The organism is Clostridium sp. MF28, assembly GCF_002969175.1.
Lineage (GTDB): Bacteria > Bacillota > Clostridia > Clostridiales > Clostridiaceae > Clostridium > Clostridium beijerinckii.
On the sequence record NZ_CP014331.1, the window covers coordinates 1,234,759 to 1,247,515 of the forward strand.

General features: G+C 28.6%; 14 protein-coding genes and 1 pseudogene. 3 read left to right on the plus strand and 12 right to left on the minus strand.

The window, feature by feature from the left end; all coding sequences use genetic code 11:
- Positions 1 to 1,088: 1,088 nt before the first annotated feature.
- The 7 genes from AXY43_RS05400 to AXY43_RS05430 all read right to left on the minus strand — a co-directional run bounded on the left by AXY43_RS05400 (position 1,089) and on the right by AXY43_RS05430 (position 6,927).
- Positions 1,089 to 1,970 carry a penicillin-binding transpeptidase domain-containing protein gene (locus AXY43_RS05400; RefSeq protein ID WP_105411152.1) on the minus strand — a complete coding sequence of 294 codons (882 nt, stop codon included), beginning with the start codon at positions 1,968 to 1,970 and terminating at the stop codon, positions 1,089 to 1,091.
- 197 nt (positions 1,971 to 2,167) lie between these two features.
- Positions 2,168 to 2,641, minus strand: coding sequence for a hypothetical protein (locus tag AXY43_RS05405; protein WP_242976351.1), 474 nt, complete (start codon positions 2,639 to 2,641; stop codon positions 2,168 to 2,170).
- 196 nt (positions 2,642 to 2,837) lie between these two features.
- Positions 2,838 to 3,668, minus strand: coding sequence for a 4Fe-4S binding protein (locus tag AXY43_RS05410; protein ID WP_105411153.1), 831 nt, complete (start codon positions 3,666 to 3,668; stop codon positions 2,838 to 2,840).
- Between the two features lie 60 nt (positions 3,669 to 3,728).
- Positions 3,729 to 4,475, minus strand: a complete 747-nt coding sequence (locus AXY43_RS05415) for an AAA family ATPase (RefSeq protein WP_012059635.1) — start codon at positions 4,473 to 4,475, stop codon at positions 3,729 to 3,731.
- A 52-nt stretch (positions 4,476 to 4,527) separates the two neighbouring features.
- Positions 4,528 to 4,992, minus strand: a complete 465-nt coding sequence (locus AXY43_RS05420) for a hypothetical protein (protein ID WP_236892009.1) — start codon at positions 4,990 to 4,992, stop codon at positions 4,528 to 4,530.
- A 326-nt stretch (positions 4,993 to 5,318) separates the two neighbouring features.
- On the minus strand, positions 5,319 to 6,137 hold the full coding sequence (locus AXY43_RS05425; protein WP_105411154.1) for a type II CAAX endopeptidase family protein: 819 nt from the start codon (positions 6,135 to 6,137) through the stop codon (positions 5,319 to 5,321).
- A gap of 217 nt (positions 6,138 to 6,354) precedes the next feature.
- A complete protein-coding gene (locus tag AXY43_RS05430) occupies positions 6,355 to 6,927 on the minus strand; it encodes a class I SAM-dependent methyltransferase (RefSeq protein ID WP_105411155.1) in 573 nt (190 codons plus the stop codon).
- 263 nt (positions 6,928 to 7,190) lie between these two features.
- Here AXY43_RS05430 and AXY43_RS27640 point away from each other — a divergent pair, with 263 nt between their 5' ends.
- Positions 7,191 to 7,391 (plus strand): hypothetical protein, encoded by a 201-nt coding sequence (locus AXY43_RS27640; RefSeq protein ID WP_243099171.1) that lies wholly within the window; start codon positions 7,191 to 7,193, stop codon positions 7,389 to 7,391.
- 143 nt (positions 7,392 to 7,534) lie between these two features.
- On the opposite strand, the gene AXY43_RS05435 is transcribed toward AXY43_RS27640, so the two are convergent.
- Together AXY43_RS05435 and AXY43_RS05440 are read right to left on the minus strand one after the other, a co-directional pair.
- On the minus strand, positions 7,535 to 8,695 hold the full coding sequence (locus AXY43_RS05435; protein ID WP_105411156.1) for a hypothetical protein: 1,161 nt from the start codon (positions 8,693 to 8,695) through the stop codon (positions 7,535 to 7,537).
- Between the two features lie 325 nt (positions 8,696 to 9,020).
- A complete protein-coding gene (locus AXY43_RS05440; protein WP_105411157.1) occupies positions 9,021 to 9,569 on the minus strand; it encodes a DUF4865 family protein in 549 nt (182 codons plus the stop codon).
- Between the two features lie 199 nt (positions 9,570 to 9,768).
- Between AXY43_RS05440 and AXY43_RS27645 the strand changes: the two genes are divergently transcribed.
- Both AXY43_RS27645 and AXY43_RS27650 read left to right on the plus strand, forming a co-directional pair.
- Entirely contained in the window at positions 9,769 to 10,128 is a 360-nt protein-coding gene (locus AXY43_RS27645) for a LysR family transcriptional regulator (RefSeq protein WP_243099172.1), read from the plus strand.
- A gap of 2 nt (positions 10,129 to 10,130) precedes the next feature.
- Positions 10,131 to 10,625: a LysR substrate-binding domain-containing protein gene (locus AXY43_RS27650; RefSeq protein ID WP_243099173.1), complete on the plus strand. Its 495-nt coding sequence runs from the start codon at positions 10,131 to 10,133 to the stop codon at positions 10,623 to 10,625.
- Between the two features lie 369 nt (positions 10,626 to 10,994).
- Here the strand turns inward: AXY43_RS27650 and AXY43_RS05450 are convergent.
- The 3 genes and pseudogenes from AXY43_RS05450 to AXY43_RS05460 all read right to left on the minus strand — a co-directional run.
- Positions 10,995 to 11,147: pseudogene (locus AXY43_RS05450) on the minus strand (MerR family transcriptional regulator); the annotation flags it as partial.
- 17 nt (positions 11,148 to 11,164) lie between these two features.
- Complete coding sequence (locus AXY43_RS05455) at positions 11,165 to 11,632, minus strand: flavodoxin (protein ID WP_105411158.1); 468 nt, start codon at positions 11,630 to 11,632, stop codon at positions 11,165 to 11,167.
- A 64-nt stretch (positions 11,633 to 11,696) separates the two neighbouring features.
- Positions 11,697 to 12,755, minus strand: coding sequence for an ATP-binding protein (locus AXY43_RS05460; RefSeq protein ID WP_023974482.1), 1,059 nt, complete (start codon positions 12,753 to 12,755; stop codon positions 11,697 to 11,699).
- Positions 12,756 to 12,757 lie beyond the last annotated feature (2 nt).

The following is a 12,757-nucleotide window of genomic DNA, read 5'->3' on the forward strand; positions in this document are numbered from 1 at the left end:
ACATATACTGTAAATTATTTTTTTATTTGTCCAAAATTCAAGAAATGTATCATTTATTTCTTCTACTAAATATTTTTACACATAGCTGTAGCAAACAGCCGCTTATAATTGTTAATATAATATAGTAATTATATTGTGTTTCAATTTGATAATTTCAAATCCTATATAAAAAGTTAAAAAAAATAATACGAATATAGTTAGAGAATATATTATTCGAAACATTTTATCACTTTTCATGTATTATCACTCTCCAATGAATTACTATTATTAATTGTGCGGTTAGCTTGTCTTACTCGCTCACCATTGTCAGTGAATTAATTATTTTGAACTAGAATTATGCTTTTAATATTCCATACTATTATTTTAACATTATTAGTTCAAAGCCAAGCATTCCTGTAATAAATAACCTTAAAAAGTTTTTATTATTTTAAAATGTCTTTCTATCTAAAATATAATGAAAAGAAATAATAAATGGAATTATACAAATAAATCCTACCGGCATTTGCATTGGAAAGTTAAAGTAGATTCTTTTATGGTAATAGGCATTTGTAGATAGAATTGATAATAAATATCCCAAAATTGTACACGTACAAATCTTTTTCATGTGATTGCGTTTTGTGATAAAACCTAATATAGTTCCAATAAAACTAATAATCGCTAGTGTACTCATCTCTAAAACAGTACTATGCCATAGTGAAACCCCTGCCGATAATTGACTTAAGTCATGCAAAAAAGACATATAGAAAAAGACGATTATACTCATTAATAAGTTTCCTATAAATAGACTTAATTTACTTATACAAGTTAGCATTGGCTTAAAAAAGTTATTTATAGTATTCACACCTTTCTTTATTCATATATATTATAAGTGAAAATTCACTCTTGACTAAAAATCCTGCTCAAATCCCTAATTCTTCACTGATTGTAATATATTTTGTAAAGGTAGTATTACTTAATTTTCAAAAAATATCACTGTAATTTACTACGTAAAATTTTAAAATTGTATAATAAAATTACATACTACGCTTTTGCTCTTGATTACTTTTATACTAAATCTGCTATTCATTTTCATCTTATAAAACTTATACTTATTTGTAATATTGGTTTATAATCTTAAATGCAATTTCTTTTGCCTTTTGTCCTGAAATTTCATTTCCCTTACCTTTATTTAAATGAACTGCAAATGAATACTTTTCATCTCCCTTTTCAATCATTCCAACAAACCAGGCATTATCTTCGCCTCCTGTACCCGTTTTACCATATACAAAAACATTATTAATTTTATCTACTAACATTATTTCTTTAAGTATTTCAATATTTTCGTTAGAAAAATCAGTTTTGCCATCAAAAATATTTGATAAAATCTTTACTTGTTCTTTAGGTGAAATTTTCAAGGAAGACTCTAACCAAAAACCATTTAATTCTGGAAAGGAATTAATACTTCTACCTTTCCATTCACTTATATCACAGTTTCCATAATGAATTTTATTAATTTCTTCTTGCATGCTATCTTGGCCAACTTTATCTATAACAGATCTAAAATACCAAATACAGGATGCTTGAAAAGCCTCTTTTAGGTTCAAATCTCTGTTCCAGTCATCTATAGGATATTTAGTTCCATTATAATTCATTTTTGTTTCAGCAGAAGTTAATATACCTTTCTTAAGACCGATTAATGTTGAAATTATCTTAAATGTTGAACATGGTGATACCTCTTTTTCACATGCTTCTTCATTATAAATTTGATATTCTTTTTTATTATCATTTAAAAATATCGCACACCCTTGAATACCACTAAAGGCTTCGCTATAGTCAACAGCTTTTATTGTAAAATTTTCACTAGTAGACGAATTTGTTAAACTCTCTTTATTATCAACTAATTTATCATTTAGATTTGCATTTTGATTATTACACCCAATCATCTGCATGCATATCATACAAGTTAACATAATATTAGTAATTTTTTTCATTCTAAATATTCCTTCCTGCATTTAATGACAAGACTACATAAATATTCATGTTTTTTCACAAATAAGTTATAACATATTTCATATTATGTATAATACTGAATTAAAGATTGGTACCCACTTTTTACTATGTCAATTCTACATATTGTGCATAAAGAAATATGTAAATTTAACCTCCTAAATAATAATATTTTAGCATATTATCTAATATATATTTCTTCATTAACACTACTATTTCTTACAGAAGCACATTTTCCACTTAATTTACCTTGATTATCGATATTTAAAATAACTACTTCATATTCAAAATTTATTCCACCATATGCCAAAAGCATCTGTTTATCATGAGTTGTACCAATTCCATGTAATTGAACTTGATTATTTACGGACCAACTTAAGTCATATAAATCATCACTTTGATCCTTTCTTATAATTTTTAGATCAAAAACAGGAGATTCATATTCTTTTATAAAGTACCTAACCTTATAATTTCCTTCAAAACTTTCGCTTGTTTCATTCCTCAATGCAACCCCAGAACCTAATGTATCAAAGTTCTGTGTTGAAGCCCAAAGAGCTGAATTTGACCGTAAATCTCCTATCTGTTTATACACACCAACTCCAGCAATTGGAACTTGCTTTAAATATCTTGATACAAGTAGCTTGTCATCGATCAATATTCCAATTCCAGAGTACTCATAACTAGAAATTAAAGATAATATATAGTAAAACTATTAATTGTATTTCCCAGTAAATAACTGAATACATATTAAGGTAATTTAAAAATTCAGGAAAACATATAGATGGAATAAAATCATCAAAGCAAATTAATTGTAACGTTGCTCATGCCAAAAATTAATATAAATATAATATTCATTTTACATTATGCTGTTTAGGTATTCTAGATTCACAAGGTACATCTATCTGACACTTTCCACAGCCATATCTAGGCTTATGTTTTTCCATTGTTTTGTCCAAAAATTCAGAGCATATGATATGATTTTTCCCATTTTCTATGGATATTGCATTAGCTGGACAATTTTTTACGCATTTACCACACATTGAACAATATTCATATATATTTTCGTATTCTCTCTTATCAGGTGATAAATATAATTCTGTAATTATGCTACCAAGTCTTCCTGATATACCTTTCTTTGTTATAAGTCCTTTAGAAAGTCCGAATGTTCCAAGTCCACATACAAAAGCAGCATGTCTTTCAGACCAGTTGCTTGTAAATTTTTCTTCATGATTTGGATGATTAGCATTTGACCAAAATCTTTCATCTAAAGTAGGTACGATACTGTTATATCCTGCATTAATCAATTCAGACTTTAAATGCATACACAACTTATTTAACAAACCCTGACCTTCAATACGTCCATGAAGCCATTCTTCAGAAGGCCATGACATGTTCCTTCTATTTCCTTTTTTAACCGCTTCGCTAAATGGTAAGAAAAATGATATCACAGTTTTTGATTGTGGTAACCACTCTTTTGGAAGCATGAAGTGTTTTCCAATTGCTGATGGTTGTTTCAATAATGTAAAGTACTCATCATCATCAGAACCAAATGCCAGAATTGGAGCATCAAAAATTTTCATTCCTACAACATTTTCTGAAATAGCTATTTCCTTTGTTATATAGTTATCTTGTGAATTCTCAACAAAGTCTTCTGCGGTTTTTATAAAATATTGTTTATCCATTTTTCTTTCCCATCCCCCTAATTTATATTACTAATACGCTATTTAGTTCTACTATGTAATCTATTCAAATAAATAACCCATCATCTTTTCAGGATTTTCTAAAAACTTTCTTGTTATCATATAGTTATCAGTCTTTTTATAAGGAGTTTTCGTAATTCCATCATCATCAATAACAAATATATCTGCACCTGGGTATGCCATTAATATTGGTGAATGAGTTGCAATAATAAATTGTGATCTTTTCTTTACTAGTTCATTAATAATAGTAAGCATAGCCATTTGTTTTAGAGGTGATAATGCAGCTTCTGGTTCATCCAAGATATATAATCCATTTCCACTAAAACGATTTGTCATTAGTGTAATGAAGCTTTCACCATGTGACATCTTATGTAATGATGTACCTCCATAACTCTTTATAACAGGAACTCCCCCAGAGCTTTCTAAATCAAGTTTCTCTATTTCTGTAGCTACATTATAAAAACTTTCCGCCCTTAGAAAGAAACCATCGCGAGGCCTCTGCACACCTTTAACTACAGTAATATATTTATATAAATCTGAATGTGTTTCTCTTGATGAAAAACAAAAGTTTTTAGTTCCTCCTTCTGCATTAAATCCACTATTAACAGCAATAGCTTCCAATAATGTTGATTTCCCGCTACCATTTTCACCAACAAAAAATGTTACATTTCTTGATATGTCTAAGCTGGTTAAGTTATTAACTACAGGTAACTCTTTAATATAGCTATCATCTTTATGAATTTCTTTCTTGAGACGTATTTCCTTTATATACATATTATCATATAGCACTCATATATCACCTCATTGTTCCTTTTTCCATTGAAACGTATTTCTTATCCCATTAATTTATAAGTTTTTTTAGAGTAATATAGTGAAGAAATTCTTCCTTTTTATTTGAATAAGGATCACTTTCATTAAACTCAAATTCAATTGAAGTCTTTTGCTCCTTATCAATATATGTGACATCATATCCATCACCGCTACCCATAAAATCTGAATAAGTTTTTTTTGCATAATTATCACCATAAGCCTTTAATACATCTGAAAATTTAGACTCTGAGCCTATGCCTCTACTTGTTACAAATTTTGTATCATCTGACTTATTAGGATATCCAACTGATATCCAAGCAACTTCATTATCTTTATCTATTTGGAAATATGCATAATACGGATAATTATCAAATTCTAAACCTCTTAATCCATTTTTATTAATATTATCATTTGTCAATTTTCCAAATTTCTCTTCTAAAGCCTGTATATCAACTTGTTCCATTAAGCAAACTCCAGCCAAACTATCATCTTTCAAATTTGTACTTTTTACAAAAAGATATTTCTCTGGAAATAATATATATGCTATACCAGTTAGAACAGCTATTATACTTGCTATAATTAAATATTTCCTCTTAATTACATTTCCCCCTTTCTGGTTATTTCCCCCAATTAAATTTAGTTCTTTATATAATCTGATGCATTCTTATGCTCAGAAGGGTTTGAATGTTTAGAGTTATATATACAACCTGTTTAATCCCATCAGCAGACATATGTGGTATGTATTTTCCAATATATCCCCAATTACCTGTTTTTTGAATTGTATCTATAGCTTTTGCATCTGCTTCATTTGCTGAAATGCCACTAATATTTCTCTTTATATTCTTTTCTAAATTGCTTTACAAAATATAAAATCATCATTGCACCTAAAATACATCCAAGTACACCTTCTCCATTTATTTTTATTATATCTCCACCTATCAATCCAGATGTGTTTGTATAAATATCACCGAGCATCAAAGGATTAACCACATTCCACACCGAGTGCAGAAATAGTACTGGTAATAAACTCCTTGAAGAATAGTAACAATAAGATGAAGGAAAACTATATGTAAAGGCAGCAAATGCTTGGATAACACATAGGAATAATGGATTACCTATTCCAGTTGCCTTTGCCAAAAGAAAAACAGCAGGAATGTGATACAATCCCCATACTACACCTACAATTATAGTTGCTTTCGTTTTACCATAATCTTTTGTTAATCTAGGGAGTAGATATCCCCTCCATCCATATTCTTCTCCCAAAGCTAAGAATAAACCAATAACTACAGACAGTATTAGAATTATAATACTTTTGAATGTGAATTCCTTGTTTATACTGATATTTCCGACACCAGTAAGTTGAACTATAAATGAGCAGACACCTATAAAAACAATAGGGTAGAAAATTCCAAACAATACTGATTTTAAAGTTGTGTCTTTAAATAAATTTGCTTGATGATCATTTGTAATCTTATTAAAGATAATAGCTAATATTGCAGGAATAAACATGATTAAAGCAAAATCATTTTTACCTATAGTAGGATTAATAAACAACATAATTGTAATAATCCATGTAATTAAAAGAACTGTAATAATATATACTTTTTCAGGATCTTTTCTTATAAAATTCTTAACAGTCATAGTTACCTCTTTTCTACAAAGGATAATCTTAATATTATTGCTATCAAGTTACTGATAATTAAAACAAATTAACTATATTATTTTTACATTTTTCTTTTAAATTCAAAATATAAAATATTATATAAACATATATCATTCAACTTTCCAGAAAACATCTGCTTAATTTACTGTATTAAATTTGTTAGATAATGATTTAATTCTATTTATATATTGTTTCTTACACTGATTTTTTACGGAAAATATAAGTGACAAGAAATCCTCTATCATCTTCATTTTCTATATTTTCAATTAACTCAAAGGATTTCTTTAAATTTTCAAAATCTGCTGGTTGAATAAGATCCTCTTTTCTAATTTTAGAATCAACCTTATGCTTATGCCCAAAACCACAAACAAATAAAATACCATTATCAGTTATATGATTTTCTAAGTCTCCAAGCTGCTCTTTACTTAACCTGTAATGATTGATTAAAATATTATCAAATATTCCAATATCCTTTAAAGAATTAGATATACTTAAGTCAACTTGCTTTGTATTAACTAAATAATTATTTCTTTTAGCAAATGTCTTAAGTCTATCAAGAGCTTTACTACTAAAATCAACACCTGTTACTTCGAATCCATTTTTAAGTAAAAACAAAGTATTTCTACCATCTCCACATGCTACATCAAGAACAGATCCTTTTTTGAAATATGTAATATTTTCAGTTACCGATTTTTCTGGATTTAGTGGATTACCACTTCTATTAGCAAATTTATTATCCCAGTATTCTCTATTTCCCATATACTCCATCTTGTTTCCTCCAACAATACATTCGCAATCATTTGCCATCCTTTATTAATTATAGTATATTTTGTAAGTATTTAATATTTAATTTTCAAAGAAATATTTCTACTTTATATAAAAACTTCATTCTTTTTATATATAACTTTTCAGTAAAATTTTCATAGTCATATGGAACAAATACGTATTCATTTCGGTTAGGTATACGCATAAGTGCAAATTTCATTGCGGAACTATATATAGATAACCTAATTATAAGTTAGATTTATACTATGAAATGTATTGTAACTAGAAATAAGAATTCTGCTTTTGTGAAATGTTTCATTAGGAATTTGATGGTTTTGATTCTTAGATTAAAAGTTGTTCCAAGTATGCTAGTTCAAAGCTTGCCTTTGAGGCTAGCATATTGGACGCAACTTGTGATCTTAGAATCATCCATCATAATTTCCTTAGAAACTGGAACAATAGCATAATCCTTATTTCGGCGAGTCATATGCATAAGTTCAGGTCTTAGTTGGGTTATCTATAGTATTTATTAAACAAAAAATATCCCAAATTCATCATTAATAATGAATTTGGGATATTTAGACCTGTAGCTTATTTAATTTAACAACTATTATCTTTTCAATTGTTCAGCAAACGACTTTCCTACTGAATCAGCATCATCTAAACATTCAGGATCTCCCGCAATCAGCCCTGCCTTCTCATGCCAGAACTCGCTGAACATTATATATAGTGATTTAAGCCTATCTATATCGCCACCTTCTGCTAATGTTTTTGCAAGGAAATCAATGGCAAAATACATGGTCTTACTTTCATAATATAGATGCGGATGCGGACCTGGGGCATCTATTACCCATATAATTAAGTTTCCTACCTTTTGCAGACCATAACGAGGAGTTATACCAAGTTCATTGCAGAATGGAATGAGCTGATCATTAAAGTCTATCTTTGAGCGACAATTTATAATAACTAAGTATTTAGAAAGGCTATTTCTAGATAAAACATGAGTAAAATCCACACGCCCTGCATCTCCATATTCCTTTTCATAGGCAAGATCAATGCCAGTACATTCTTTAAAATTAGCAAGTGCACTTGGAAGAAAACGCGTAAGATCAAGTTGTGGATTCGATGCTATTGCAACGCTGCCAGAAATTTTTTCAGCAGTGAATAAGCCCGATGTTCCACCTGATGAGACTGAATAAAAAATGATATGCTCATTAGGGATGCCTAGGCGTTTTGCCACTCTCATAACAAGCTTTGCCGTAGCATCGCGGTAATCTCGTTCTTTTGTCCCATAAAACCATCCAACAGAGATGTCAGATTCAAAGTACATCGGATCTTCAATGCTTAATAAATGTCCTTTCAGAAACGTAGACCATGACCACTTATGAAAACGTGGAAGTGGACCTTTTGCAATTGTCTTGTCATCACGCATGGTATCGAGTACAACGTAAAGATAATCATATTCGCTGGCTTGATAAAAGCATTCAAAATGTGCGCCATCAACCTCTGTATTGAATCTGCCTTCTGGAACTCTATCTAATTTTTCAGAATCAATACGCACACTCTCCTCTGTGAGGGCTGATGCATCAGCAGATCTGTATTTCTGACGTCTGCATGCTTCCAGCTTTTCAGCAAAATTTCTCTCGGTGCCATTACTGTTGTACTCCCAGGCTATATTTTCGAGAAATTCTATTGATGGTAGGAAGTCACTATCATCCATTTTCTTATTATGCTCAGCAGAGTATTTTTGATTTTCTTCATCTTTTTTCATAACAATCATTCCTTTATTTTCTAATCTTAGAGTTTATTAACTTTCTTAATTATAAAGTGAACTATAAACACATTTTATCAGAACATTTGTTCTGAAACAATAAATTTATAAAAAATAATGTAACTACGTCACGCTCATTCTTAATCATATTTTTACAAGGCAACTCCCTGATAACTATTGATATATATCACTTTAAAAATCGAAAGTTTTTATACTTTCCCAAATAAAAAATGAAGATTTCTTCTGAAATATGACTTTCATACAGCTCCATATACCTTATTGAAAAAAGAAGATTTTCACCAGATTATTCTAAATGAATTTGCATTTATATTTTTCCTTGTGATATGTGAAGTATATCATAGGTCGTTCCTTCTACTGATTTTATCTTGCTTAAATCATCTATGAAGAAAAATACATGATATTTCCATTTATCAGGATTGTAAATAACTATGAATTCACTTTCTTTAATACTTGGAATATTTTTTTCTATTTCATCTTTAAAATTATTAAGGCTTTCATGTGGTTTTATTTCTCTTTCTATCTCAAATACATATTTACTATCTTTGATTTTATATGTTATTGTATCAATTAATGGTATCCCCACATTTACTTTCTGCCATCCAAAAGAAGTTATTATATTGTCATAAAAACCGTTAAACAAAAATTTATTTAACCCATTACTATCTTTCCAAACATATAAAGGACAATAACTATTTTGCAAATTCTCATTTTTTCCTTTTTCTGTTGTTAGATATAATTTAAACTTTAAATTTTCAAATCCATCTGTTTTATATCCGTTGTTTTTTACTCTATCCTTTATTATGCTCATATCATAATCGCTAGGTAATATAATCTTATATTGAGTTGCTATCATTTCTCTTTATCCTCCCTTTCAATTTTAGTTCCAACTTTATTTTTGATTCATAAATGAAATTATTGCTCAATTCATGCCTTTCCTTTTACACTTACAGTTTAACTCCCATTATAAAAATTGTATAATACTTATAAATAATCTTTAATATCACTAATAGTGATGGTAATGTAAATTAATTTTAATGAAAGGTTTCTATACTATGGAAATTAATGATCTAAGAATATTTCAGATAGTTGCTTATGAAAAATCTATATCAAAAGCTGCTTTAAGACTTGGTTATGCTCAATCAAATATAACTATGCGAATTAAATTACTGGAGAATAAATTAAACACTACTTTATTTATAAGAAACAATAAAGGAACTGTAATTACACCTAATGGAGAAAAATTTCTTAAGTATGCAGATAAAATTCTTGAATTAATTGATGAAGTTAATGATGAATTTCTTACTCCTAAAATTTCTTCTACTATTAAAATAGGTGCTACTCAAACTATTTCTGCATCTGTTTTACCTAATTATTTTATTTATTTCATGAGGAAAATCCCGAAGTATCTTTGACCTTGAAAACAGAAACTCAAAAAAATCTTCTAGATATGATTTTAAAGAATGAATTAGATGGAGCTTTTATATCTGATGAAATTACATCCTCAAAAATAAAAAAAGTTATTACATTTAAAGAAAAGCTTGCACTAATATCTTCTATAAGCATTGATTCCATTAATGCTTTACAATCTCCTATAATAGTAAATTCAGATGCTGATTGCCCTTATCGTAAACTCTTACAAAAATGGTTGAGTTATAACAACTCTAAAGGAGCTGCTATTATTGAATTTGATTCACTAGAATCTATCCTTCGGGGCATAGATGAAGGTCTTGGCATATCTCTTTTACCAAAAAGTATTTTGCCTAAAAATCATAATTTTTTCATTTATGATTTAAAAGATGACTTTTCTGAATTAGAAATTAAATTTGTAGTAAGTAAGAATTTAAAAATCAATCCTTTACTTAAAAGTTTTATTAATGTAACAAATGACTACCTTTTAAATTCTCAGTAATTAATTTTTAACAGTATAGCTTATAGATCATAGTGATTTTTTATACCATGGGATTTATGGTTAATTTTATTATTAGCAAAAAATGAGAACCTCCTCCACATGGACTTGGTTCTCATCTGTTTCTTAATTATACAATTGAAATAAAAACACTATGAAGGTATAGCCTTCAAGCCCTCATTATTTAAGCATATTCTGAAGAATATATATGGTAATATTCTTCAGAATAGATATTGTTAAGAATATATATTCTGAACAATATTTATGGTAAACCATATTAGAATATAATAGTTTTATAAAATTCTATTCTAAATAAATTCACCTACCATAAAATATTTTTGTTGCTTTAAATATACTACCTATAAGTATTTACTAATTTAAAGAAGCATACATTTCTGCTGCTGCATAAAGATAGTAAGAAAGTCCAGTTAATTGATTTTCAAGCATGCTCCTATGAAAATCATCATCTAAAAAGAACTTTGTTTGAGCTACAAATGATTTTGCATCCACCCTATGACCATGATCAACAAATTCTCTCTATCCTATAAACCAATTTGCTCAATCCAGTTTTTGACCTGCTGTTCACTAAAATTACTCATAGCTTCAAAACCAGGAAGGATTGTTGATTTCTGGCATTCTTTTGCAATATTGATTTGAATTTGCCCAAAACCTCCCCCACCATGAGTGCAAAAAGGAATAATAGTCTTTCCCTGCAAATCCACGTTTCTTAAAAAACTTAGTATTGGTGGAGCAAATGATTTAAACCAATTGGGAGTACCTAAAAAAATGTAATCATAAGACTTGACTGGTTCTTCTCCAGATAATAATTTTGGACAATATCCATTTTCAATTTCATTCCTTACTTCCTTTGCTGCTGTATTATAATTGAAAGCATAGGAATTTTCAGGAATCAACTCTCTAATATCTCCTCCCGTTTGTTTTGCTATTTCTTCTGCTAACATTCTTGTTGTATTTGAAAAAGAATAAAATACTACTAATATTTTGCTCATTTTTACCTCCGTAAATTATAAAATGTTTATTTTCTCGAATCATGGTATAGATTTTTTATGTAAATTAAGATATTTTTCCATTTACATTATCATCATCTTCCTTAGCGCCTATAGGTAATGAGATAGTAAATTTAGTGCCTTCTCCTAACCTGCTACTTACATCTATAGTTCCAGAATGTTTATTTACTATTATATCATGTGAAATACTTAAACCTAATCCTGTTCCCATACCTACTGGTTTTGTTGTAAAAAATGGATTAAAAATACTATTTATATTTTCTTCAGCAATTCCTACTCCATTATCGCTTATTTCACATTTTACATAATTATTTTCACAATAAGTATGAATTTTTATTATACCTTGAATTCCTTTTGACTTTATTGCATGAGCAGCATTTACTAATATATTTAGTAATACTTGATTTATTTCACCATTAATTGCTTTTATTGTTGGAACCACTTCAAAATTTTCTTCAATGACTGCATAATATTTAATTTCGTTATAAGCAATAGTTATAGTTGATTTTATATTGTCATTTATATCATATTGGGTATATTCTAAAGAAGATGCCTTTCTTGCAAATCCAAGAAGGCTTTTTACAATATTCTCTATTCTAGCTATTCCATCTTCAGATTCTGATATTATATCATCCATATCTTCAAATAGAAAATCAATTTTATTTCTATTTCGGTATTCAACAATCTCAAAGAAATTTGAATCATATAAATCTTTATGTGTTATTTTTATATTTCCCTCAATATTCTTATATAACTCCAAAAGATTTTTCAACTTATCTTTATACTTTTCTAGCATATACATATTACTTTTAACAAATCCTAAAGGATTATTTATTTCATGAGCTATTCCGGCAGAAAGCTGACCTATTCCAGCCATTTTTTCTTGATGAACAATTTGCGCTTGTAGTTTTTCTATTTTTTCTAAGTTCTCATTATACTCCCTAGAACTTATTTCGATGCTTCTTTCCAGCAGAATTCTATCCTTATCGAATTCAATATAAGCAGAATTTACAGCCTCCAAAAAAGCTTTGTACTCTTCTGGAATTTTCTCTTCTCCAATATACTTTGATAATTGTCTTTTTAATAATTTATGATAATCTCTCATAT